General features: G+C 58.0%; 31 protein-coding genes and 1 tRNA gene. 22 read left to right on the top strand and 10 right to left on the bottom strand.

Annotation, left to right across the window (positions count from 1 at the left end):
• Positions 1–112 precede the first annotated feature (112 nt).
• The 13 genes from JMV15_RS10990 to JMV15_RS10930 all read left to right on the top strand — a co-directional run bounded on the left by JMV15_RS10990 (position 113) and on the right by JMV15_RS10930 (position 6,065).
• Positions 113–385, top strand: a complete 273-nt coding sequence (locus JMV15_RS10990; RefSeq protein WP_201491449.1) for a hypothetical protein — start codon at positions 113–115, stop codon at positions 383–385.
• A gap of 65 nt (positions 386–450) precedes the next feature.
• Entirely contained in the window at positions 451–648 is a 198-nt protein-coding gene (locus JMV15_RS10985) for a hypothetical protein (protein WP_054898784.1), read from the top strand.
• A 299-nt stretch (positions 649–947) separates the two neighbouring features.
• Complete coding sequence (locus JMV15_RS10980) at positions 948–1,091, top strand: hypothetical protein (RefSeq protein ID WP_201491448.1); 144 nt, start codon at positions 948–950, stop codon at positions 1,089–1,091.
• A gap of 165 nt (positions 1,092–1,256) precedes the next feature.
• Entirely contained in the window at positions 1,257–1,466 is a 210-nt protein-coding gene (locus JMV15_RS10975) for a hypothetical protein (protein ID WP_201491447.1), read from the top strand.
• A gap of 37 nt (positions 1,467–1,503) precedes the next feature.
• Complete coding sequence (locus tag JMV15_RS10970) at positions 1,504–1,791, top strand: hypothetical protein (RefSeq protein WP_201491446.1); 288 nt, start codon at positions 1,504–1,506, stop codon at positions 1,789–1,791.
• Between the two features lie 189 nt (positions 1,792–1,980).
• Positions 1,981–2,409, top strand: coding sequence for a hypothetical protein (locus JMV15_RS10965; RefSeq protein ID WP_201491445.1), 429 nt, complete (start codon positions 1,981–1,983; stop codon positions 2,407–2,409).
• Entirely contained in the window at positions 2,406–2,621 is a 216-nt protein-coding gene (locus tag JMV15_RS10960; protein WP_073842603.1) for a hypothetical protein, read from the top strand. The genes JMV15_RS10965 and JMV15_RS10960 overlap by 4 nt, the downstream gene beginning before the upstream one ends.
• Positions 2,618–2,821, top strand: a complete 204-nt coding sequence (locus tag JMV15_RS10955; protein WP_177013502.1) for a hypothetical protein — start codon at positions 2,618–2,620, stop codon at positions 2,819–2,821. The genes JMV15_RS10960 and JMV15_RS10955 overlap by 4 nt, the downstream gene beginning before the upstream one ends.
• Positions 2,818–3,360, top strand: a complete 543-nt coding sequence (locus JMV15_RS10950) for a hypothetical protein (RefSeq protein ID WP_201491444.1) — start codon at positions 2,818–2,820, stop codon at positions 3,358–3,360. The genes JMV15_RS10955 and JMV15_RS10950 overlap by 4 nt, the downstream gene beginning before the upstream one ends.
• 154 nt (positions 3,361–3,514) lie before the next feature.
• Positions 3,515–4,276, top strand: a complete 762-nt coding sequence (locus JMV15_RS10945; RefSeq protein ID WP_201491443.1) for an ERF family protein — start codon at positions 3,515–3,517, stop codon at positions 4,274–4,276.
• A complete protein-coding gene (locus tag JMV15_RS10940) occupies positions 4,273–5,040 on the top strand; it encodes a lambda exonuclease family protein (RefSeq protein WP_201491442.1) in 768 nt (255 codons plus the stop codon). Before JMV15_RS10945 ends, JMV15_RS10940 begins: the two co-directional genes overlap by 4 nt.
• Positions 5,037–5,630, top strand: coding sequence for a hypothetical protein (locus JMV15_RS10935; protein WP_201491441.1), 594 nt, complete (start codon positions 5,037–5,039; stop codon positions 5,628–5,630). Before JMV15_RS10940 ends, JMV15_RS10935 begins: the two co-directional genes overlap by 4 nt.
• A 69-nt stretch (positions 5,631–5,699) precedes the next feature.
• The gene (locus tag JMV15_RS10930; RefSeq protein WP_201491440.1) at positions 5,700–6,065 is read left to right on the top strand and encodes a hypothetical protein; all 366 of its coding nucleotides are present in this window, start codon (positions 5,700–5,702) and stop codon (positions 6,063–6,065) included.
• Between the two features lie 59 nt (positions 6,066–6,124).
• Here JMV15_RS10930 and JMV15_RS10925 read toward each other — a convergent pair whose 3' ends face one another.
• The gene (locus JMV15_RS10925) at positions 6,125–6,799 is read right to left on the bottom strand and encodes a hypothetical protein (RefSeq protein ID WP_201491439.1); all 675 of its coding nucleotides are present in this window, start codon (positions 6,797–6,799) and stop codon (positions 6,125–6,127) included.
• A gap of 48 nt (positions 6,800–6,847) precedes the next feature.
• Between JMV15_RS10925 and JMV15_RS10920 the strand changes: the two genes are divergently transcribed.
• From JMV15_RS10920 to JMV15_RS10885, 9 genes are all read left to right on the top strand, one after another.
• The gene (locus JMV15_RS10920) at positions 6,848–8,227 is read left to right on the top strand and encodes a DNA cytosine methyltransferase (RefSeq protein WP_201491438.1); all 1,380 of its coding nucleotides are present in this window, start codon (positions 6,848–6,850) and stop codon (positions 8,225–8,227) included.
• 78 nt (positions 8,228–8,305) lie between these two features.
• Entirely contained in the window at positions 8,306–8,638 is a 333-nt protein-coding gene (locus tag JMV15_RS10915) for a hypothetical protein (protein ID WP_201491437.1), read from the top strand.
• A gap of 294 nt (positions 8,639–8,932) precedes the next feature.
• Entirely contained in the window at positions 8,933–9,622 is a 690-nt protein-coding gene (locus JMV15_RS10910; RefSeq protein WP_201491436.1) for a hypothetical protein, read from the top strand.
• Positions 9,623–9,707: 85 nt separating this feature from the next.
• Positions 9,708–10,139: a hypothetical protein gene (locus tag JMV15_RS10905; protein WP_201491435.1), complete on the top strand. Its 432-nt coding sequence runs from the start codon at positions 9,708–9,710 to the stop codon at positions 10,137–10,139.
• Positions 10,139–10,453, top strand: a complete 315-nt coding sequence (locus JMV15_RS10900) for a hypothetical protein (RefSeq protein WP_093113995.1) — start codon at positions 10,139–10,141, stop codon at positions 10,451–10,453. The genes JMV15_RS10905 and JMV15_RS10900 overlap by 1 nt, the downstream gene beginning before the upstream one ends.
• 412 nt (positions 10,454–10,865) lie before the next feature.
• Positions 10,866–11,825 (top strand): hypothetical protein, encoded by a 960-nt coding sequence (locus JMV15_RS10895; RefSeq protein WP_201491434.1) that lies wholly within the window; start codon positions 10,866–10,868, stop codon positions 11,823–11,825.
• A 42-nt stretch (positions 11,826–11,867) separates the two neighbouring features.
• Positions 11,868–12,086 carry a hypothetical protein gene (locus tag JMV15_RS10890; protein WP_201491433.1) on the top strand — a complete coding sequence of 73 codons (219 nt, stop codon included), beginning with the start codon at positions 11,868–11,870 and terminating at the stop codon, positions 12,084–12,086.
• Positions 12,087–12,088: 2 nt separating this feature from the next.
• Positions 12,089–12,475 carry a hypothetical protein gene (locus tag JMV15_RS28335; protein ID WP_223817938.1) on the top strand — a complete coding sequence of 129 codons (387 nt, stop codon included), beginning with the start codon at positions 12,089–12,091 and terminating at the stop codon, positions 12,473–12,475.
• The gene (locus tag JMV15_RS10885) at positions 12,361–13,524 is read left to right on the top strand and encodes a tyrosine-type recombinase/integrase (RefSeq protein WP_235991949.1); all 1,164 of its coding nucleotides are present in this window, start codon (positions 12,361–12,363) and stop codon (positions 13,522–13,524) included. Before JMV15_RS28335 ends, JMV15_RS10885 begins: the two co-directional genes overlap by 115 nt.
• Before the next feature lie 79 nt (positions 13,525–13,603).
• Here JMV15_RS10885 and JMV15_RS10880 read toward each other — a convergent pair.
• From JMV15_RS10880 to thrS, 9 genes are all read right to left on the bottom strand, one after another.
• Positions 13,604–13,680, bottom strand: a tRNA-Pro gene (locus tag JMV15_RS10880).
• A 90-nt stretch (positions 13,681–13,770) separates the two neighbouring features.
• Positions 13,771–14,127 carry a MerR family transcriptional regulator gene (locus tag JMV15_RS10875; protein WP_003174972.1) on the bottom strand — a complete coding sequence of 119 codons (357 nt, stop codon included), beginning with the start codon at positions 14,125–14,127 and terminating at the stop codon, positions 13,771–13,773.
• On the bottom strand, positions 14,108–14,410 hold the full coding sequence (gene ihfA / locus JMV15_RS10870; protein ID WP_002553164.1) for an integration host factor subunit alpha: 303 nt from the start codon (positions 14,408–14,410) through the stop codon (positions 14,108–14,110). Before ihfA ends, JMV15_RS10875 begins: the two co-directional genes overlap by 20 nt.
• A gap of 3 nt (positions 14,411–14,413) precedes the next feature.
• Entirely contained in the window at positions 14,414–16,792 is a 2,379-nt protein-coding gene (pheT, locus tag JMV15_RS10865) for a phenylalanine--tRNA ligase subunit beta (protein ID WP_003192485.1), read from the bottom strand.
• A 26-nt stretch (positions 16,793–16,818) separates the two neighbouring features.
• Positions 16,819–17,835 carry a phenylalanine--tRNA ligase subunit alpha gene (gene pheS, locus JMV15_RS10860; protein WP_003192486.1) on the bottom strand — a complete coding sequence of 339 codons (1,017 nt, stop codon included), beginning with the start codon at positions 17,833–17,835 and terminating at the stop codon, positions 16,819–16,821.
• A gap of 109 nt (positions 17,836–17,944) precedes the next feature.
• Positions 17,945–18,301, bottom strand: a complete 357-nt coding sequence (gene rplT, locus JMV15_RS10855; RefSeq protein ID WP_003192488.1) for a 50S ribosomal protein L20 — start codon at positions 18,299–18,301, stop codon at positions 17,945–17,947.
• A 29-nt stretch (positions 18,302–18,330) separates the two neighbouring features.
• Positions 18,331–18,525 (bottom strand): 50S ribosomal protein L35, encoded by a 195-nt coding sequence (rpmI, locus tag JMV15_RS10850; RefSeq protein ID WP_002553160.1) that lies wholly within the window; start codon positions 18,523–18,525, stop codon positions 18,331–18,333.
• A gap of 59 nt (positions 18,526–18,584) precedes the next feature.
• Positions 18,585–19,136, bottom strand: coding sequence for a translation initiation factor IF-3 (infC, locus tag JMV15_RS10845; protein ID WP_015884933.1), 552 nt, complete (start codon positions 19,134–19,136; stop codon positions 18,585–18,587).
• Positions 19,136–21,058, bottom strand: coding sequence for a threonine--tRNA ligase (gene thrS / locus JMV15_RS10840; RefSeq protein WP_003192490.1), 1,923 nt, complete (start codon positions 21,056–21,058; stop codon positions 19,136–19,138). Before thrS ends, infC begins: the two co-directional genes overlap by 1 nt.
• Positions 21,059–21,067: the final 9 nt, after the last annotated feature.

The raw sequence follows: 21,067 nt of genomic DNA, 5'->3' as shown, positions 1-21,067 counted from the left end.
GTGTGACCTGGCCAGAGATATGAATCGGGCGATGCGCGTGGTGGAGACAACAGCTTTCACTGGCAGGCCTTCGCAAGAGGGCCTGACGGGAAATCAACCCGGAGACAGCAGCATGCAAATCAATCAGCAGAAAACGGTGCAGGTCGACGTGACTGAGCTGCACCTGCACATCAAGGTCAGCGACGGATTCGCTGCTGGCCTGAACGACGCCCAGGGCGAAGAGGTCGGCAGCTATGAAGGCTATGTGCCGGACTTCTTCCCTGGGCAGCACTACGGCGACTACCTGATCCTGAACATCGATCTGGAGACAGGCCAGATCAAGAACTGGCAGAAGCCGGCTGCCGCCGACATCGAAAAGATGATCGAAGCGAGCGACGAAGACTGACGGACCTTTTCACTGATGCCCATCCAGAGCGGTGGTCATCGGGAAAACAACCGGAGCAAGACGAGATGATCATCATCAAAGACGAGTTCACAGGCGGTGCCCAGGTAAGCATGCAGATGGACGAAGAAGCGGGCGAGCTGTTCGTTTTTTATTGCCCTGCCGGTCAGGGGTGCAAAGTCAACAAGTGGCCGCTCGATAGCTACCACATGCCCATTGCGATGGCGCATTACGCGGAATGCTGCGACCTGGAGCGCGCCGGCTGAACAACCAGCGCCAAAGCCAGCTTGGCTATAACTGCCCTATACCGGTGATGGTTGAGGTCCCGGGTGGTCAGGACGAACCCGGCTAACCCACCCGAGGCCCTGGTACCCCCCCCCCAGCACCAGGCTGCATCGGAGTGTGATCTACCAGTAAGTGCCGGTCGCTAACTCGGGCGCCACGGACGACGGAAAGACGGGATAAAAACTGGTCGCCGTGCTGGACGAGATAGATCACACCCCGATGCGGACGAAACTGCGGCCTATAACCGCCCACCTGCGTCACACCCCAACCGGAGATCACCATGCTCCTACTGTTCCTGATCGGCGCAGCGCTCAGCCATGCGAGGCCAGAACCGCCACCTGATGACGGCCTGCCAACCGGTCCCTTGCGCTTCCATCGTGAGCGCTGGCGTTCTCGACTGGGGCTCTCGGCGTTCTGGCGCTGACGGTCCCGCCCCAAAAACACACACCACTGCATCCGAAAGCCCGGACGTCCAACCGGGCTTTCTTTATTCCGCTTCTATTACGTCAGCACTCCTCCCCCGCGCCCATCGGCAACCAGCGGGAGGCATGTGTGTTGACGAATACAGGTGAACCAGCCGGAGATTGTGATGAAAACCAAGGAAATAACCTTTACCGCATCCAGCATTTTGTCGGAACCCACCAGCAGTAGCTGGCTTCGCGTTACCGCCGACGCTGATCCCTCAGATGTTCTCCAGTGCTTCGAACTGGGCGAGGTGATTGAAGAGTTTGGCGCCGACGACCTGCTTGAGCATATGGGCATCGCCAAGGTGCGCGAATGGCTTGAAGCGAACGAATAGCCCGCCTAACCGGGTGAACCAACGAATGGAGAGAGTCATGGAAACGAAGCATACGCCCGGGCCTTGGTCGTATTGGTCTGGCTACAACCACGTCGACAAGATCGAGGCCCAGGTAACGGCCGAAGATGGCGACATCGTGATCGCCTCCTACAACCACCTGATCGCCGAGGGAGAAGCCAACGCAAAGCTGATGGCGATGTCGCCTCAACTGCTTCTGGCTATTGTAGATGCTATGACGATATTTCGCGGTCTCGTCGATGTGATGCCGGTCCTGCGTGAGCGAGTCGAGGCATACGACAACCTGATCGCCAAAGCCACCGCCTAACCCCAAACACTGGAGGTCGCCATGCTCAAGCGGCGAAAGGTCGTCGGCTTACCACAAGCCACTGGCGACCACGACAAGCAAGGGTGGTACTGCAAGCTATCTTGCGGGCACTCAACTGTAACCAGCGGCAAGGGATGGCGCCGACCGAAGACGGCGCGCTGCCCTCTCTGCCCATAACTGGAGGCGACCATGAACGCAGCATGGAAGATATGCCAGGAGCGTTACGACGCTCAGTTGCCGCCTCCAGTAAGCGAGTCGGCGGTGGAGATTGCCCGCATGGAGTGGCTGTACAACGCCACCGAGCAGTTGGTGCGCTTCGGTCAGGATGTGAAGTTCCAGCGGCGCCTGCGCAGGCCTCAGGCCGTCACGGTCGCACAACTGGCACTGGCGGCGGACGAACTGGCGAACAACCGGCAGGCGAGCTGTGAGGTCGGCACACCGGCTCTCGGCTGGCTGCTGATCGCCAACAACTCAGGGCGCGCCGATAAAGAGTCGACCGCCGAACTGCTGGGCCACAGCGACCACCCCTTCGGCAAGCTTGGCGAAATTGCAGAGGCCCTACTTCGGCCCCTCGCTGACGATGCACTGGCCGCCCAGACCGAGGACGACGAACTATGAACACGCCTACCGCCCTCGCCCGCCTGGGCCTGGAAATCGCCAAGATGAAGAAGTCGTGCACACCGGTACCGGACCGCACCTTCGTCATGGGCATGATCGAAATGGCCGAGTTCGCCGATCTGGTCGACTCCCCTACCGCCAACCGTTACCGCGATGCGCTGGACGCCAAGTTCGTCGAGCGCAATGCAGAGCTTAAGAGGGCCGCAGCATGACCACTCCAGTCGTGAAATCGCTAGTCGACGAGCAAATAGAAGAGCTGCCCGCCGACCGCATGATACTGGCCTTCACCCACACCAAGTGGCTGGGCGCCCTGTCGCTGGCACATGACGCTGGCATCCCGAATGTGCACGCATGGAGTGGTCGGGCCTGCCTGTGCGGTGAGTGGACTGTTGCTTATGAGGTGAAGGCATGATTGTTGATTGGAGTGGTGCACCAGAAGACTGCGTAGGCGCGCTTGTCGCCTGTGTTGGGAATATCCATTTCCCGAGAGTTACCTTTGTTAAAAGCGTGATTCATGAGCAAAACCGGGTACGTGGCGAGTCTTGTGATGGCTCAGCGCTTTGCGCTTACCTTGACGTGTGGGCTTATGAGGAAAGGCCCTGGACCGGCGAGGGCCTGCCGCCTGTTGGAACGGTGTGCGAGCATCGAAAACTGATCCCTGGCGAAGAATGGACGGAGGTTGAGATAGTCGCCCACCGAACCTTTGTTGGCGACGACTACCCCTGCGCGGTTTTCGTCTACTCGCAAAGCTCAAGCCATTCAAGCTCTGGAGACCATTTCAGGCCTTGCCGCACGCCCGAACAGATTGCAGCGGAAGAGCGTCTTGCTGCGATTAACTACATGGAAATTGACGCTGGCATGTGCGCCACCGCGTTCGACGGTGATCCAGAGGCAAGGGCCTGGGTCGAGAACCTGATCGACAAGGGTTGGCGTAAGCCGGTGTCTGAATGACCTCCTACCAAAGAGCCAAGCGCTACTGCTTCTGGCGCGGGTCTGCCATAGCGCTATCTATCCTCACCTTCCTGATGTTGCTCAGCGCTCTCGCTGATCGAATCACCTCCTAAACAATTACGGCGCCCCTCTCCGGTGGCGCGGAGAGATAGTCATGTCCAGCACTTCCATAGTTGAGCAGAGAGAGAGCGTGCCGGCTCAACTCAATGAGTCCGCAACGATCCTTTCTGTCATCCAGCGCGCCGCCGCTGATCCGGCCTGCGATATCGAAAAGATGGAACGCCTCATGGCGATGCATGAGCGCATGCAGGCCAAGACCGCTGAAACAGACTTCAATGCCGCCCTGTCCCGCGTACAGGGTGAAATGGGCCGCATTGCTGCTGATGCTACCAATAGTCAGACACGCAGCCAGTACGCTACCTACGGGAAGCTCGACAGCTCGTTGCGGCCTAAGTACACCAAGGAAGGGTTCTCGCTTTCCTTCGGCACCGAGCCAGCACCTGAAGGGATGGTTGGCATGGTGTGCTTCGTCAGCCACATCGGCGGCCACACCCGTGAATATCGAGCCCACGTCCCGTCTGATGGAAAGGGCGCCAAGGGCGGCGACGTCATGACCAAGACGCACGCCTTTGGCTCTGGAACCTCCTACGGCATGCGGTACCTGCTGAAGATGATCTTCAACGTCGCTATCGGCGAAGAGGACGACGACGGCAATGGTGCCGGCGGTGACGACTTCCGCAATGCAATCCTCGACGACCTGACATCGAAGGTGGAAGCAGCAACCGACAAGTCAGCGTTGCAAGAGGTGTGGCAGCACGGGCTGAAGGTGCTGCACGCCGCGAAAGACACGGTAGGCGCCGAGGAGTTGCGCGGCGCGGTGAACAAGCGCAAGGCAGAACTGGAGAGTGCAACATGATCCTTATCAATTGTGAGCAAGGCAGCCCTGAGTGGCACCAGGCCAGGGCTGGATGCATTACCGCCAGTATGTTCGGCGTAGCCCGTACCAAGGTCGGTGGCCTGGACGAAAAGCAACAGATGTATGTCGCTGCTGTTCAGGCTGGCATGACGGAGAAGGAGGCCATGGCAGAGGCTGGCTACAAGGCAGCGCCAAAGGCTGAGTCTGTACGCCTTGCGCTGGCAGGCAAGCCAGTCGGGCAACCGTCAGAAGCAGCAATGAACTATGCATTCGGACTGGCTGTTGAGCGGATCAGCGGCACTCCGCTGGATAACGGCTTCGAGACCTGGCAGATGAAGCGCGGCCACGAACTGGAGCCCATGGCCAGGATGGAGCATGAGCTGAAAACCGGCCTGATGGTACAGCGCGCCGGGTTCGTAACCACGGATGACGGCGCGTTCGGCGCCAGCGCTGACGGCTTGATCGGCGAAGACGGCGGCAGCGAGTACAAGTGCTTCATCGCGCCAGACAAGCTCCGCGCCTTCCACATCGATAACGACGCCAGCGGCATCATGGATCAGGTCCAGGGCTGCATGTGGATCACTGGTCGCAAGTTCTGGCACGTCGGCATGTATTGCCCCGCCTTGGAGGTCGTCGGCCGCCAGCTCTGGTGGCAGGAATTCAAACGCGACGACAACTACATCGAAAAGCTCGAAGAAGACCTTTGGCAGTTCAAGCTGCTGGTGGATGACTACGAGGCGAAACTTCGGAGTGAAGCAGCATGATCAGCATCCTACAGAACGAAGTAGAACGCCTTCGTCCGGCATCCGAAGATATCGCTGCCAGGACTGAACTGTTCCTGGCGACAGGCGGAAAGATCGAAGAAGGCCCGGCCAGTGGCTATATCCCTAAACCCATCACCTACAAAACTCAGATGCCGCCCGCGCCGAAGCCATTCGTTCGGCGCCGGGTTGAAGCTGAGCCACTTCCCATAGCACCGCTCGATGCAAGACACGACAGGCGCGTGAAGCAAGCGGAGCAGGTCAAGGAATTGGCTCCGACTCACACTCAAAGCGAAGTATCCATGGCCCTGGGCATAACGAGCAAAACGCTTAAGTCATTGGCGAGCGAATTCGGCTTCGCCTTCAAGCGCTCAAATCACGGCGGCTACAACGGGATTGAGCGCAAGGCCGAACTGGCGCAGCGGGATGCGAAGTTCGCTGAGCGCATCAGAGCGTTTAAGGAGCTTGGAATAACTCGGCGGCAAGTCTGCGGGAAGCTCGCCATATCCAACAAGACGCTGGTGCGCATCCTGACGGAGCATGGCATTGACTATCCGAAAGCCTGTCTTGGGCGCCCTTCATGCGCCGCATAGCCCGCACCCAGCAACGCAAACGTCAAACCTGGCTCGCACTGCCGGCCAGCGGAATAGAAGAGGTAGGCCATGGCCGAGGAAGAACAGCAGCCGACCGCGGAAGCCTTGAAGCAGCGACGCAAGCGCGAGAAGGCAGCAGCGAAGGACGCTGCATTGGGTGTCGAGAAGTTTACGATTGAGGTGGCCGGCATCTTCAAGGCCGACCTCAAACGCCTGATGAAGCAGCACGGCTTCAACAACCAGCAGGAGGTGCACCAGACCCTACTGCGCAACGTGATCGCCGCCGACTTCGAAACTGCGGCGCAGATGCTCAAGTGTGTCACGACACCTTTTGTAGTTACAGAAAAGTTGTCGCAGATCATCAAGGCGGCGGGCCTGAAGTCGCTCGCCGACGACCCGCCTGAGCCTGACGACGAAATCGAAACACCAGCATAACCCACCCTGCTCGCTGCATCCGGTAACCAGCGGAGCACGTATTGAAACCACGATCAGGATTATTTTCTGAACTTCTGTATCAGCATCCCTTCGAGCTCGGAGACGGTGCTTGCATATAGATGTGTGGCAGAGTCGGTTATTTCTCTAACAGAAAAAGCAAAATGAGCGGAGTTTTCCGGACCCGGTGAGTTTGCGTATAGCGTTATGATTTTCAGAGGGTCTTCGATAGCGCGAGTAACAAACACATTTGCCGGACCGCTAAAAGTACGCTCATCCTCATCGCTAAAAAATACAACTGCCGTACTCCAAGCCCTGCTGTAAGCAGTGATGGCTGATGTCAGTTTTTCTCGGGCTGCCCGCTCGGCTGCTTCGAGATTCTCATCGGGCATACCTCCAGTAGCCATCAAATTGACGCATCTCCTCTCGACGGCAAGAAGATAACCACGGAAAGCAGTTAGGTCTTTGGCAGCATCTTTGAGTTCCTTAAGAGACTTGAAGCGCTCTGCATGATTGAATTGCGCCTTCCATGCGTTTAAGGCGTATATGGCTACGACTGCAGCAAGAGTAGTAGCTATGTAACTCGTGCATTCAATTCCGGCTTTCACACTCTCATAACTGCCAAAAGCTGGACGCCAAACGGCGCCAATAGCTGTAAAACCAAATGCAAAAACAACCAAGATAACGACTTCGCTTCGCCTCATATTTTCCCCATTTCCCGGCTCCATGCCGGTCACCCGTAATACCCCATATCACTGAACAGCGCCAGCCGGCGAGGATACCCCATGCCCGATATCACTTACGGCTCTGTGTGCAGCGGGATCGAGGCCGCGACCCAGGCCTGGCATCCGCTGGGCATGAAGGCCGCCTGGTTCGCAGAAATCGAGCCGTTCCCCTCGGCGGTCCTGGCCCACCACTACCCCGACGTGCCGAATCACGGCGACATGACCAAGCTGGCTGCCATGGTGCTGGCCGGCAAGATCCCGGCGCCGGACGTGCTGGTCGGCGGCACACCATGCCAAGCCTTTTCGGTCGCCGGTATGCGCGAAGGTCTCACCGATCCGCGCGGCGCCCTCACCATCAAATACGTGGAGCTTGCAGATGCAGTTGACTATGTTCGCGCCGGCCAGCGAAAGCCCGCCAGCGTTATCGTCTGGGAGAACGTCCCAGGCGTCCTCAGTGACAAAGGGAACGCCTTCGGATGCTTTCTTGGCGCGCTTGCTGGGGAAGACTGCGAGCTGCAGCCTCCAGGGAAGAAATGGCAGGACGCTGGTTGTGTGTATGGACCCAAAAGAACAATCTCGTGGCGGGTCCTGGACGCCCAATATTTCGGCCTGGCCCAACGACGCCGTCGTGTGTTCGTTGTCGCAAGTGCTCGTGACGGGTTCGATCCCACCGAGGTACTTTTTGAGCGAGAAGGCGTGCGCCGGGATACTGCGCCGAGCCGAGGTGAGGGGCAAGACGTTGCCGGAACCATTGCGGGTGGCGCTCGAAAAAACGGCGGATATAGCGCCGACGACATCCCTCACGTAACTGCAGCTTTAACGACCAGCCCATATGGTGACCATGAGTCGAGAGAATCCCTTCTGGTGTTCGGAGGGAACAACACCAGCGGCCCAATTGAGGTGGCTCCAGCGCGTAATGCATGTGCCAGTGCCAGCGGAAGGATGGACTTCGAAAGTGAGGCATTCGTTGTCACCGGCACTCTCCAGGCCGGTGAGATCGCCCCTACCCTGCGCGCTATGAATCATTCGGGAAGTCACGCCAACGCGGGCGGCCAAGTGGCCGTGTGTATCACCGGCGATGTCACGCACACGCTGAAGGCTGAGGGTTTTGACGGCAGCGAGGATGGCACCGGGCGCGGTCAGCCAATTGTTGCATGTCGAGAAGTGGCCCAGACGCTGGCCTGCAACTACGGCAAACAGGTCGACAACACGGACTCAGCTCTGGGCCCCAACGTTGTGTCGCATACGAGCTCTGTGCGCCGCCTAACGCCCGTGGAGTGCGAACGCCTCCAGGGCATGGCCGACAACTACACGCTGATCCCATGGCGCGGCAAGCCTGCCAGCGAATGCCCGGACGGTCCCCGCTACAAGGCGATCGGCAATTCCAAAGCCGTGTTCGTCGTGATCTGGATTGGCCGTCGGCTTCTGCAGCAACTCTGAACTCCCCCACTCCACCGCCCGGGCATGGCCCGGAAGGAAATTACTGTGTCCGAAGTTCACCGATACCAGGTCGTGACGATGCTTTCAGCGGCAGGCGCGACGATTGGCTACGACCCGCACGGGCCTGATGTTGTGATGGCCGCCGACTTCGACCGGGTAACCGCCGAGCGTGACGCCCTGCAAGCCCTGCTGACCGCAGCGGATGGACGGGCGGATGTGATGGAGGGGTTGTTGCGTGAGGCTATGCCCGCCCTTGACCTGGCCGCGAGTGCTTTCAAGTCCGCAATGCCGGTACGCAGTAAGGTGCGGGCCGCACTCAAGCCAGCAGAGCCCGCCAAGGAAGGACACGTCTGCACTGGCTGCGGCAACAAGGGCTGGACGGCGAACTGCAAAGAGTGCGTGCCGTACTGAACCCAACTCCCCGCCTACTGCTGGTGCCTGCTGGCACTGGCACAACTGATTTGATGAGGTATTTATGCCGGACGATTACATATACACCGTGGACCACATCGTGCGAGACAGCGATATGTCGATCTGCTGTCGCTGCCCGCACTGCCAGGACGTGATCGGGATCGAGGGTGAAGAGTTCGCCGAGGTACGTGGAGAGCAGTACAAATGCCGCTGCGGTGGATGGCTTGAAGTGTCTAGCACTGCCGTTGCCATTAGGCGTGACGGCGAGCTACCGGCAAACAAGGGGATACCTGGATGACCACCAACCAAACGATTGACGGCGTGATGGTACTGCGTGCGGCAGTTACCCTGGTCCGTAGCAATGAAACGCCCGTGAAAGATGCCGCTATTCGTGAACTGCGCGCCCTGCTGGATGCGCCTGCGAAACCAGTTATACGAATTTCGCTGGAGCTTCTGAATACCGCGTGCAATGGATTCGTCCAAGAGCAAGGACATGCAATCAACGAACTGCGGGAAATTCTTTCCGCCCACAAGGCCGATCAAAATGTCAAAAGTACAAGCGTTATTCTGGATAGCACTAACAGCGGCAATTCTTCTAACTGGGATAGCAATATCTGCATCAAGCCCGTAGCCGCCCAGCCCCAGGGCGAGCCGGTGGCGTGGCTGAACGTCGCTACCGGTCACGTCACAACCAGCGCCGTCGAGGTGATGGATTGGGATGATGAAAAGGAACAGGTTCAATCGCTCTACGCCGAGCAGCCCGCGCCGGTAGCGTTGGTGCTGCCTGAGCACCGCGATTCCGACCTGAGAAGCCCGACCTATGGCTTAGCGCGGGGCTGGAACGCCTGCCTCGACGAAGTAGTCCGCCTGACCGCCACGGTTCGAACCCCTGAGCCCCTGGTTATGACCGACGGCCTGCACACCTACGAGTACGTAACCGGTCACAACGACTGCATCGACAAGATGCTGGGCATCAAATCCTGAAAGAGTACGGATGTACTCCTACGCAAAACCTGTAACCCCTCCCCCTTCAAAGTCAGCCGCTATAGCGGCAAGGACGAGCTCGACCATGGAAAAGATAAAACTCGGCCCGGACCATTATCGCTACGTCGACGAGCTCGACTCGAAAGGCCTGGAGGTCACCTGCAAAAAGTACGTGGTTATCGGCGAAACCGAGCAGTGCTGGTACATCGTGGACGAATTCCACAACAACCTCTTCGGCGGCTCGCAACGTGAATCCCTGCTGAAGCAGTACCGCAAGCGTGTGCTGAAGGATGGTGGCGAGCATGGTCGGCGATTCGCGTACACCGATAAATCCCTGGCGCTGCGCTCGTACAAGCAGCGCAAGTCCTGGCAGATGCGCCATGCCGAACTTGCGCTTGAGCGCGCTAAGGCTGCCATAGGCTATTTCGGTGATGCAAGGATCGAAAACACCGTACCGCCTGATGTATTGGTGGTTCCGTGCGAATACATCAAGGACATGAACTGGAGCGAATGTTGATGACTGACTACACAGAATTGAAGCGGTTGGCCGAGGCCGCCAAGAACGACTGCGGCGACTACGTTGCACTGAATGATTACGGGATGGCGGTACCGCCAGCCGTCGTGCTTGAACTTATCGCCGACCTGGAGCGCAACCAGCGCATGCTCCTTGCCGCCTGCATGGACATGGGTGCGATTGGGAATGCCCTCGACGCCGACATGAACGCCGACGGAGATGAGCTGCTGGGCATGGTTGTTGAACTGAAAGCTGAGCGAGACAGCCTGCGCGAAGACCGGGACGGCTTGCTCGAAGCAGGAGCACACCTACTATGATCGCCACCCGCTGGTTCGCCTACGTCTTCATCTACAAGGCGGGCAGGTCATGAGAAAGGTGAGCCGCTTCATCGACGACCCCGCGGCTAGGTTCGGCTTCCGCTCTGTACCAGCCACCTATGAGGACGCCGAGAAAATCACCGGCTTTCGCCTGGATCGGCGCATCAACTACCTGATCACTCAGAAAGGAGAGGTTGAGCAGGAAAGCTGGTGCACCTTGGATTGCTCTGGGTGCAGCTGCGGGTGCGAAGGCGGCTGCAGCTGTGGCCCATCCGCGGGATGCAGCGAATGTGGCTACACCGGCAAGAGCCGGCATTACTTCAGCTTTCCGCCCTCCCCTCCAGAAAGCAAAAACTCCTAACCCCAATCCCCCTACATGCCTGCCGGTGAGCGGCGGGCGAGGTATTCCTGCATGTTCGAAATAATCAAAGCCTGGTTTTCCCGCAATGTTTTCAGGGTCAACCCATGGCAAGACAAGTTAGTGATCCTCAACTTCATCGACCTCTACTACAAGGGCCAGCGTGACAGCATATTCGGCATCGCCATCGACTCCGGCGACAACGGCGACTACCCAGGAAACAAGCTGATCATCCATGTCTGGAAGTATTCAGCCTGGATCAAAATTCCCAACATCATCAAGCCTTGGGCGCAGAAGCACACATTCACTACATTGAGCCCGGAAGCTACAGCGCGACGGCTTGAACAGTTCGGGCATCTCGACTACTTCGAGTATCACGCTCGCAAGTATGGGTTCCGCCTGCAAACCCGAGGAATCCACACGAATTTCGGGCCTAGCACAATGGACTCGCAATCCGAAAAGTCTCGGTACTTCTCATTCCCTTGGCGCGAATTCGATCTGGTCCTGAATGCGCTGTGTGACGCAAGCGGCGTTGAGCATATCGAGAAGAGCAAAGGTGTTCGCCTTGACTACAAGGAAGCTCAGGCCATCAAAGACACAATGCCCCGCTATGTGTTTTTGCTTAAGGACTATGACGGCCAGGAAATACGAGCCTATTGCCATATCGAGAAGCGCGTGTACCGCATCGGTACCGGCTGGGTGAAAAAGTACTTCAGTGCACTGCGCCCTACACGAACTTTCGCTGAGCTGGATATCGCCTTTGATGGCGAGACCGGCCCCGAGAAAGGTTCGTGGAAAGGCGGAACGATTGGCACGGGCAGCCGCGCGGAGAAAGGCGACAAGCACGACGCCCAGTACCTGATTGAGAAGTACTGCGCCGGAACGCATCGCGCCAAAGGCTCCCACTACCAGATGACCTTTATCCGTCGCGAGCCTGATGCTCCATACACCAACGAGACTTACCGGAAGGCTTCGGCTGAACGCCGCGGCGAAGCTTACGTGCCGATCGCATAACTCTCCCCCACCTTCTGCCGCCCAGCGCGGCAAGGACACCACATGTTCGCAATCAAACTCACCCTGATCCTGCTGGGCGCTTTGCTGTACCTGGTCGGCAGCGGCTGCTGGTTCTTCTGGATCGCCCCGCGCCTTCTGGCGGACGGCGAAACGGCCGACATCCTCTACGCCTTCGCCGGCACCTGCGGCTGGCTGCTGATCAGCTTTGGCCTGGCAATCCACATCATCAAGACAGCGCGACCCACGGTGGGCGGGAGGTAGGTATGGGCGCGCAACAACTGATACCGCGGTTCATTCGAGCAAAGGAAGCGCCTGGGTACCTGGGCATGTGCCGTGCAATTTTCGACGAGACCGTCAGGCCCTTCGTCAGCGAGTTCCCCATCGGCGGGCGCGGCGTTGGCTTTGATCGACAGGAGCTGGACGACTGGGCCACGGCGTACGTCGAGGCAAAGGCGATTGATAAAAAAGGCGCAACGGAGCAACAATCGCCCCGCAGCGAGCGCCAGAAAGGAGATAAATCATGGCGCGAAAATCGATCACAGGCCTCTCCCAAAGGAAAGGTATCTGGCATATCGACAAGAAAATCAACGGAGAACGACTTTACGAAAGCACTGGAACTGGTGACCGGGAAGAAGCGGAGCGCTACCTGATCTTCAGGTTGGAGCAGATCCGGCAGCAGAAGGTGTACGGTGTGAAGCAGGTCAGGACCTGGCGGGAGGCGGCGACTCGCTTCCTGCTGGAGTTCAAGGATCAGCCTTCAATCAAGCTTTCGGCCCATCACCTTTCTCAGCTCGACCCGTTCATTGGCGAAATGCCGCTGACCCACATTGATGACCAGGCCTTGGTGCCATTCATCAAAGACAGGTTGGCGACCAAGAAGCTGGAAGGTGGGAAAGTAAGGAAGGGAGTCAGCAACAGAACGGTGAATATCTCGATCGAGCGCGTGGTGCGGGTTTTGTCGTTGTGTGCCAGGAAGTGGCGAGACGATGAGCGCAGGCCGTGGCTGGATAGCGTGCCGATGCTCACAAAGCTGGAAGAGAAGAAGTCGAGCCGCAAGCCGTACCCGATGTCATGGCCGGAGCAGTCGATTCTTTTCGGAGAGTTGCCGGCTCACCTGCAAACGATGGCGCTGTTCAAGGTGAACACCGGCACACGGGAGCAGGAGGTCTGCAAGCTGAGATGGGATTGGGAGATTGCGGTACCGGAACTGGGCACCAGCGTATTTCTGATACCCGCCGACTTTGGCGGTCGGCATGAGCGCTCAGGCGTGAAGAACGGTGACGAGCGGCTGGTGGTGCTGAACAGTGTGGCCAGGTCGATCATCGAGAAGCAGCGCGGCATCAGCAAGGAATGGGTTTTCCCATACAACGGCACCGCGATGCACCGCATGAACGACTCGGCCTGGAAGAAGGCGCGGGTGAGAGCGGCGAAACTCTGGCAGGAGGAAAACCTTCGCCCCGCTCACCCTGGGTATGCATCCATCAGGATCCATGACCTTAAACACACGTTTGGCCGTCGGCTGCGAGCAGCAGGCGTAACCGAGGAAGACCGCAAGGCCCTACTGGGGCACAAGAACGGCAGCATCACCAGTCACTACTCGGGCGCTGAGCTCGGTCATCTGATTGAAGCTGCGAACATGGTATCAGTAACCGATTCTCGCGGACCGGTGCTGACAATCTTGAAGAGGAAGCAGGCGTGAAAAAACGACAAGTCACGCAAATGTCACGCACATGAAAAAGGCCAATGCTGTGAACATTGGCCTAAGTCATTGAATAATATGGTCGGGACGGAGTGATTCGAACACTCGACCCCTAGCACCCCATGCTAGTGCGCTACCGGACTGCGCTACGCCCCGACTAGGCGTGTTACTGGGTTCGCTTCTTAACGAAGCGAACCGGAATATACCGCAAGCTTTTGAAATGTGGAAGTATTTTTAAAGCTTGAATCATTTTTTCAGCACCACCAGTACATCTTCCAATTCGGAGATCATCTGGCGGATCAGTTGCTTGTATTGGGTGGTGTCGTCTTTGGCTTCATCACCGGACATACGCTGACGTGCGCCGCTGATGGTGAACCCCTGGTCGTACAGCAACGCGCGGATCTGTCGGATCATCAGCACGTCCTGGCGCTGATAATACCGACGGTTCCCGGTGCGTTTGACGGGGTTGAGTTGAGGAAACTCCTGCTCCCAATAGCGCAGCACGTGCGGTTTTACCGCACACAGCTCGCTGACTTCACCGATGGTGAAGTAGCGCTTGCCTGGGATGACGGGTAGCTCGTCGTTATGACTTGGTTCCAGCATAAGCCTCAACTCGGGCCTTCAACTTCTGCCCTGGACGAAAGGTGACCACACGGCGAGCCGTGATCGGGATTTCTTCTCCCGTTTTTGGATTGCGGCCAGGCCGCTGGCGTTTGTCTCGCAGGTCAAAATTGCCGAAACCGGACAATTTGACCTGTTCGTTGTCTTCCAGAGCGTGTCTGATCTCTTCAAAAAACAGCTCAACCAATTCCTTGGCCTCGCGCTTGTTCAGACCCAACTCTTCGTACAGACGTTCCGCCATCTCAGCTTTCGTCAAAGCCCCCATACGTCACTTCCTTAACGTGGCGTTCAACCTTTGTTCGAGCGAGGTGAGGATATTTTGCGTCGTGGTATTCACCTCATCGTCATTAAGAGTGCGCGATGGATGCTGCCAGGTCAAGCCAACTGCGAGGCTTTTTCTATGCGGATCAATGCCTTTACCCTGATAGACGTCAAATAGCCTGAGGTCTGTCAGCCATTCCCCTGCATTTTCACGGATTACATCCAGAACTGCAGTGGCAGCGACTTCACGGTCGGCAATCAGGGCCAGGTCGCGACGCACTTCAGGGAAGCGCGACAACTCGCTGAATTTAGGCATCTTGCCCGACGCAACTTCAGCCAAGACTAGCTCAAACACAAAGACTGGACGGTCCAGCCCCAAGGTTTTCGACAGTTCTGGGTGAATGGCGCCCACGAAGCCTACCAAGCGACCTTCACGCTCGATACGTGCAGTCTGGCCTGGATGCAAGGCTGGGTGGCTACCCGGCACGAACGTAAAGGCGTCCAGCGCACCGGCAAAGCCGAGCACCGCTTCCACGTCTGCCTTGACGTCGAAGAAGTCCACGACCTCACGGCCTTGCGCCCAGCCTTCTGGCAGACGGCTGCCGCAAACGACGCCCGCCAGCATCGGCTCTTGCTTCAAGCCATCAAGCTGGCCGACGAAACGCAAGCCGCTTTCGAACAGACGCACGCGGTCTTGCTGGCGGTTCAGGTTGTGGGAAAGCGCCTTCACCAGGCCCGGCCACAGCGACGAACGCATGGCAGCCATATCGTTGGAGATCGGGTTAGCCAACAGCAACGGCTCAACGCCAGGGTTGAACAGTTCGAACTGTTTTGGATCAATGAAGCTATACGTCACGGCTTCCTGGTAACCACGGGCAACCAGCAGGCGACGCAGTTCAGGCAGGTGCGCACGCGCTTCGGCCTTGGGTTGCGGTGCCAGGCGTGCTTGCGGATAGCGAACCGGCAGACGGTTGTAACCGTACAGGCGCGCCAGCTCTTCGATCAGGTCGACTTCCAGGCTGATGTCGAAGCGATGGCTAGGTACTGCAACTTGCCACTGCCCTTCCCCGCCCGCGGAAATACCCAGGCCGAGCGCGGACAGCAGTTGCTCGATTTCAGCCGGTTCGATGACCAGGCCGAGCATTTGCTCAACGCTTTTGGCACGCAGGGTGATCGGCGCAATCGACGGCAGGTACTGTTCGCTGACGGTTTCGGTGATCGGGCCGGCTTCGCCACCGGTGATTTCCAGCAGCAGGCCGGTGGCGCGCTCCATGGCTTCACGGGCGAGCTTCCAGTCCACACCACGCTCGTAGCGGTGCGACGCATCGGTGTGCAGGCCGTAGGAACGAGCCTTGCCAGCGATCGCGATCTGGTCGAAGAACGCGCTTTCAAGGAATACGTCACGGGTGGTCGCGGATACACCGCTGTGCTCGCCACCCATCACGCCGGCAATCGCCAGGGCGCGAGCGTGGTCGGCGATGACCAGAGTGTCGGCACGCAGGCTGACTTCCTGGCCATCGAGCAGCACCAGCTTCTCGCCTTCTTCGGCCATACGCACGCGGATGCCGCCATTGATTTCGGCAAGATCAAACGCATGCAACGGCTGGCCGAGTTCCAGCATCACGTAGTTGGTGATGTCGACGGCGGCGTCGATGCTGCGTACATCGGCACGACGCAGGCGCTCGACCATCCACAGCGGGGTTGGCTTGGACAGGTCCACGTTACGGATCACACGCCCCAGGTAACGCGGGCAGGCGTTTGGTGCCAGTACCTCAATCGAGCGCACTTCGTCGTGTACCGCCGGTACGGCAGCGACCACTGGACGAGTGACAGGTGCGTTGTACAGCGCGCCCACTTCACGGGCCAGGCCAGCCAGGGACAGACAGTCGCCGCGGTTGGGGGTCAGGTCGACCTCGATGCTGGCGTCTTCCAGTTCCAGGTAAGCACGAATGTCCTGACCCACTGGCGCGTCGGCCGGCAGCTCCATCAGGCCATCATTGCCCTCACCCACTTGCAGCTCGGCCTGGGAGCACAGCATGCCGTTGGATTCAACGCCACGCAGCTTGGCCTTCTTGATCTTGAAGTCGCCCGGCAACTGGGCACCAATCATGGCGAACGGGATCTTCAGGCCCGGGCGCACATTAGGCGCTCCGCACACGACCTGAAAGGTTTCCGAACCGTTGCTGACCTGGCACACACGCAATTTGTCGGCATCCGGGTGCTGCTCGGTGCTCAACACCTCGCCCACCACCACGCCACTGAAAACACCGGCGGCCGGCGTAACGCTATCGACCTCAAGACCGGCCATCGACAGACGAGCAACCAGCTCGTCGCGATCTACCTGCGGGCTTACCCAGCCACGCAGCCATTGTTCACTGAATTTCATCCTGCTCTCCTAAAGATTCGTTACGACTAGCGAAATTGCGCGAGGAACCGCAAGTCGTTGTCGAAGAACAGACGCAAGTCGTTCACGCCGTAACGCAGCATGGCCAGACGCTCAACGCCCATGCCGAAGGCAAAGCCCGAGAACTCTTCCGGGTCGATCCCGGACATGCGCAGCACGTTGGGGTGAACCATGCCGCAGCCCATCACTTCCAGCCAGCCGGTCTGCTTGCACACACGGCAGCCTTTACCGCTGCACATCACGCATTCCATGTCGACTTCAGCCGATGGCTCGGTGAACGGGAAGAACGAAGGACGGAAACGTACCGCCAACTCTTTTTCGAAGAACACCCGCAGGAATTCTTCGATGGTGCCTTTGAGGTCGGCGAAATTGATATCGCGATCAACCAGCAGGCCTTCGACCTGGTGGAACATCGGCGAATGGGTGATATCCGAGTCGCTACGGTACACACGGCCTGGGCAGACAATGCGGATCGGCGGCTTGTTCGCTTCCATGGTGCGGACCTGTACCGGCGAGGTATGGGTGCGCAGCAGCATGTTGGCGTTGAAATAGAAGGTGTCGTGCATCGACCGGGCCGGGTGATGGCCTGGGATGTTGAGCGCCTCGAAGTTGTGGTAGTCGTCTTCGACCTCAGGGCCTTCGGCAATGCCGTAGCCGATGTGGGTGAAGAACTGTTCGATACGTTCCAGAGTCCGGGTGATCGGATGCAGACCGCCCGACGCCTGGCCACGACCAGGCAAGGTCACGTCAATGGACTCGGCGGCGAGCTTGGCCGCAAGATCGGCCTCCTCGAGCGACGCCTTGCGCGCATTGAGAACCTCTGTGACACGCTCCTTGGCGACGTTGATCAGCGCACCGACTTGCGGACGCTCTTCAGCAGGCAGATTTCCCAGGGTCTTCATCACCTGAGTCAATTCACCTTTCTTGCCAAGGTAGTGAACCCGGATTTGCTCCAGGGCATTTACATCTTCAGCGCTTTGCACAGCCTCAAGGGCTTGGGCGACGAGCGCGTCCAGGTTTTCCATGTACAGACTCCAGATACAAAATAGGGGAAGAGCTTGAAGGCTCTTCCCCTATTTATGACGTTTACCACCTTGGGCCACAGGAGTAGCCCAGGGTGACTGTCGGGGGTACTTAAGCCAAGGAGGCTTTAGCTTTCTCGACAATCGCAGCAAACACCGCTTTTTCGTTCACGGCCAGTTCAGCCAGAACCTTACGGTCGATTTCGATGGACGCTTTTTTCAGGCCAGCGATGAAACGGCTGTAGGACAGACCGTTAACACGTGCACCAGCATTGATACGAGCGATCCACAGAGCGCGGAACTGACGTTTTTTCTGACGACGGTCGCGGTAGGCGTATTGGCCTGCCTTGATTACCGCTTGCTTGGCAACACGGAATACGCGTGAACGCGCGCCGTAGTAGCCTTTAGCAAGTTTCAGAATTTTTTTGTGACGCTTACGGGCCATGACGCCACGCTTTACACGAGCCATGAGTTACTTCCTCTATTCTTGAACCAAAATTAACGAAGGCGCAGCATGCGCTCGACTTTTGCCACGTCAGACGGATGCAGCAAGCTGCTACCGCGCAGTTGACGCTTACGCTTGGTCGACATTTTGGTCAGGATGTGGCTCTTGAAAGCGTGCTTGTGCTTGATGCCGTTAGCAGTTTTCAGAAACCGCTTAGCAGCACCACTTTTAGTTTTCATCTTTGGCATGTTCGGTACTCCGCATTCAGTTGATAAACATAATCAGAAGGCCTGCCGTGCCCTGTTGATTACTTCTTCTTTTTCGGGGCGATGACCATAATAAGCTGGCGTCCTTCCATCTTAGGATGCTGTTCGACCGAACCGTACTCGAGCAGGTCAGCTTCAACCCGCTTGAGGAGTTCCATCCCCAGCTCCTGGTGGGCCATCTCACGGCCGCGGAATCGCAAGGATACCTTGGCCCTGTCCCCATCACTCAGGAAACGTACCAGGTTGCGCAGTTTTACCTGGTAATCCCCTTCCTCCGTCCCTGGACGAAACTTGATTTCTTTTACTTGAATCTGCTTCTGGTTCTTCTTCGCTGCGGCAACCTGCTTCTTCTTTTCGAAGATCGATTTGCCGTAGTCCATCACCCGACAAACAGGTGGGATTGCATCGGCGGAGATTTCCACCAGGTCCAGCTTGGACTCTTCTGCAATACGAAGCGCTTCATCAATCGAGACGATGCCAATCTGCTCGCCATCAGCGCCAATTAACCGAACCTCGCGTGCCGAGATATTCTCGTTGATCGGGGCTTTCGGTGCAGCTCGTTTATCTTGTCTCATTTCACGCTTAATAATAATTACTCCGAATCTGGGCGACCACGCCGGGAAACCGCTTGCGCGAGGAACTCAGCGAACTGGGCGACGGGCATCGAGCCCAGGTCAGCACCTTCACGAGTACGCACAGCGACAGTCTGCATCTCGACTTCCCGATCTCCGATAACCAAGAGATAGGGAACCTTGAGCAAGGTATGCTCGCGGATTTTAAAGCCGATCTTTTCATTTCTCAAGTCGGACTTGGCACGAAACCCGCTTTCGTTGAGAGTTTTTTCAACTTCAGCGGCAAAATCTGCCTGTTTATCAGTGATATTCATGATCACTGCCTGAGTCGGAGCCAGCCACGCAGGGAACGCGCCCTCGTAGTGCTCGATCAGGATACCGACGAACCGCTCGAACGAACCGAGGATCGCCCGGTGCAGCATAACCGGGTGTTTACGGCTGTTGTCTTCGGAGACGTATTCGGCTCCCAGACGGATCGGCAGGTTAAAATCGAGCTGCAGGGTACCACACTGCCAGACACGGCCAAGGCAATCTTTGAGCGAGAACTCGATCTTCGGACCGTAGAAGGCGCCCTCACCCGGCTGCAGATCATACGCAAGGCCCGCACTGTCGAGCGCAGCGGCCAGTGCCGCTTCAGCGCGATCCCACAGCTCGTCGGAACCGACGCGCTTTTCCGGACGAGTGGACAGCTTCATCTCGACTTCGGTAAAGCCGAAATCGCGATAAACGTCCATGGTCAGCTTGATGAACGCTGCGGACTCGGCCTGCATCTGCTCTTCGGTGCAGAAGATGTGGGCGTCGTCCTGGGTGAAGCCACGCACGCGCATGATGCCGTGCAGCGCACCCGATGGCTCGTTACGGTGGCAGGCACCGAATTCGGCCAGGCGCATCGGCAACTCGCGGTAGCTCTTCAGGCCCTGATTGAAGACCTGCACGTGGCACGGGCAGTTCATCGGCTTGATGGCGTAGTCGCGGTTTTCCGACTGGGTGGTGAACATGTTGTCGGCGTAGTTGGCCCAGTGCCCGGATTTCTCCCACAGGCTGCGATCGACCACCTGTGGAGTCTTGATCTCCAGGTAACCGTTTTCGCGCTGCACCTTGCGCATGTACTGCTCAAGCACCTGGTACAGGGTCCAGCCATTCGGGTGCCAGAACACCATGCCCGGCGCTTCTTCCTGAAGGTGGAACAGGTTCAGGCGCTTGCCGATCTTGCGGTGGTCGCGCTTTTCGGCTTCTTCGATGCGCTGGATGTAGGCGGCCAGCTGTTTCTTGTCAGCCCAGGCAGTGCCGTAGATCCGTTGCAGTTGCTCGTTCTTTGCATCGCCGCGCCAGTAGGCACCGGACAGCTTGGTCAGCTTGAACGACTTGAGAAAGCGCGTGTTCGGCACGTGCGGGCCACGGCACATGTCGACGTATTCTTCGTGGTAGTACAGGCCCATGGCCTGCTCGTCCGGCATGTCTTCCACCAGGCGCAGCTTGTAGTCTTCGCCACGCGCGGTAAACACGTCGATCACTTCGGCACGGGGGGTGACTTTCTTGATGACGTCGTAATCTTTTTCGATCAGCGCGTGCATGCGCTGCTCGATGGCCGCCAGGTCGTCCGGAGTAAAAGGACGCTCATAGGCGATGTCGTAATAGAAGCCTTCTTCAATGACCGGGCCGATCACCATCTTGGCGGTTGGATACAGTTGCTTGACCGCATGGCCAATCAAGTGCGCGCAAGAGTGGCGAATGATCTCCAGCCCCTCTTGGTCCTTGGGCGTGATGATTTGCAGGCTGGCGTCGCTGGTGATCAGGTCGCTGGCGTCAACCAGCTTGCCGTCGACCTTGCCGGCCACGGTGGCTTTGGCCAGGCCAGCACCAATGGATGCGGCGACCTCGGCTACGGAAACCGGATGATCGAATGAACGTTGACTGCCGTCGGGAAGAGTAATAGTTGGCATGGCGCCTCC

The sequence above is a fragment of the Pseudomonas paracarnis genome (assembly GCF_904063055.1).
GTDB classification, from domain to species: Bacteria; Pseudomonadota; Gammaproteobacteria; order Pseudomonadales; family Pseudomonadaceae; genus Aquipseudomonas; species Aquipseudomonas paracarnis.
Note: the sequence above shows the minus strand (reverse complement) of the source record. Positions and strands in the feature narration are given on the sequence as shown.

Bases quoted from the DNA above. Each gene is read 5' to 3' on its own strand.
- JMV15_RS10990 (WP_201491449.1), top strand. From the start codon at position 113: ATGCAAATCAATCAGCAGAAAACGGTGCAGGTCGACGTGACTGAGCTG.
- JMV15_RS10985 (WP_054898784.1), top strand. From the start codon at position 451: ATGATCATCATCAAAGACGAGTTCACAGGCGGTGCCCAGGTAAGCATG.
- JMV15_RS10980 (WP_201491448.1), top strand. From the start codon at position 948: ATGCTCCTACTGTTCCTGATCGGCGCAGCGCTCAGCCATGCGAGGCCA.
- JMV15_RS10975 (WP_201491447.1), top strand. From the start codon at position 1,257: ATGAAAACCAAGGAAATAACCTTTACCGCATCCAGCATTTTGTCGGAA.
- JMV15_RS10970 (WP_201491446.1), top strand. From the start codon at position 1,504: ATGGAAACGAAGCATACGCCCGGGCCTTGGTCGTATTGGTCTGGCTAC.
- JMV15_RS10965 (WP_201491445.1), top strand. From the start codon at position 1,981: ATGAACGCAGCATGGAAGATATGCCAGGAGCGTTACGACGCTCAGTTG.
- JMV15_RS10960 (WP_073842603.1), top strand. From the start codon at position 2,406: ATGAACACGCCTACCGCCCTCGCCCGCCTGGGCCTGGAAATCGCCAAG.
- JMV15_RS10955 (WP_177013502.1), top strand. From the start codon at position 2,618: ATGACCACTCCAGTCGTGAAATCGCTAGTCGACGAGCAAATAGAAGAG.
- JMV15_RS10950 (WP_201491444.1), top strand. From the start codon at position 2,818: ATGATTGTTGATTGGAGTGGTGCACCAGAAGACTGCGTAGGCGCGCTT.
- JMV15_RS10945 (WP_201491443.1), top strand. From the start codon at position 3,515: ATGTCCAGCACTTCCATAGTTGAGCAGAGAGAGAGCGTGCCGGCTCAA.
- JMV15_RS10940 (WP_201491442.1), top strand. From the start codon at position 4,273: ATGATCCTTATCAATTGTGAGCAAGGCAGCCCTGAGTGGCACCAGGCC.
- JMV15_RS10935 (WP_201491441.1), top strand. From the start codon at position 5,037: ATGATCAGCATCCTACAGAACGAAGTAGAACGCCTTCGTCCGGCATCC.
- JMV15_RS10930 (WP_201491440.1), top strand. From the start codon at position 5,700: ATGGCCGAGGAAGAACAGCAGCCGACCGCGGAAGCCTTGAAGCAGCGA.
- JMV15_RS10920 (WP_201491438.1), top strand. From the start codon at position 6,848: ATGCCCGATATCACTTACGGCTCTGTGTGCAGCGGGATCGAGGCCGCG.
- JMV15_RS10915 (WP_201491437.1), top strand. From the start codon at position 8,306: ATGCTTTCAGCGGCAGGCGCGACGATTGGCTACGACCCGCACGGGCCT.
- JMV15_RS10910 (WP_201491436.1), top strand. From the start codon at position 8,933: ATGACCACCAACCAAACGATTGACGGCGTGATGGTACTGCGTGCGGCA.
- JMV15_RS10905 (WP_201491435.1), top strand. From the start codon at position 9,708: ATGGAAAAGATAAAACTCGGCCCGGACCATTATCGCTACGTCGACGAG.
- JMV15_RS10900 (WP_093113995.1), top strand. From the start codon at position 10,139: ATGACTGACTACACAGAATTGAAGCGGTTGGCCGAGGCCGCCAAGAAC.
- JMV15_RS10895 (WP_201491434.1), top strand. From the start codon at position 10,866: ATGTTCGAAATAATCAAAGCCTGGTTTTCCCGCAATGTTTTCAGGGTC.
- JMV15_RS10890 (WP_201491433.1), top strand. From the start codon at position 11,868: ATGTTCGCAATCAAACTCACCCTGATCCTGCTGGGCGCTTTGCTGTAC.
- JMV15_RS28335 (WP_223817938.1), top strand. From the start codon at position 12,089: ATGGGCGCGCAACAACTGATACCGCGGTTCATTCGAGCAAAGGAAGCG.
- JMV15_RS10875 (WP_003174972.1), bottom strand. From the start codon at position 14,127: ATGCTGGAACCAAGTCATAACGACGAGCTACCCGTCATCCCAGGCAAG.
- ihfA (WP_002553164.1), bottom strand. From the start codon at position 14,410: ATGGGGGCTTTGACGAAAGCTGAGATGGCGGAACGTCTGTACGAAGAG.
- pheT (WP_003192485.1), bottom strand. From the start codon at position 16,792: ATGAAATTCAGTGAACAATGGCTGCGTGGCTGGGTAAGCCCGCAGGTA.
- pheS (WP_003192486.1), bottom strand. From the start codon at position 17,835: ATGGAAAACCTGGACGCGCTCGTCGCCCAAGCCCTTGAGGCTGTGCAA.
- rplT (WP_003192488.1), bottom strand. From the start codon at position 18,301: ATGGCTCGTGTAAAGCGTGGCGTCATGGCCCGTAAGCGTCACAAAAAA.
- rpmI (WP_002553160.1), bottom strand. From the start codon at position 18,525: ATGCCAAAGATGAAAACTAAAAGTGGTGCTGCTAAGCGGTTTCTGAAA.
- thrS (WP_003192490.1), bottom strand. From the start codon at position 21,058: ATGCCAACTATTACTCTTCCCGACGGCAGTCAACGTTCATTCGATCAT.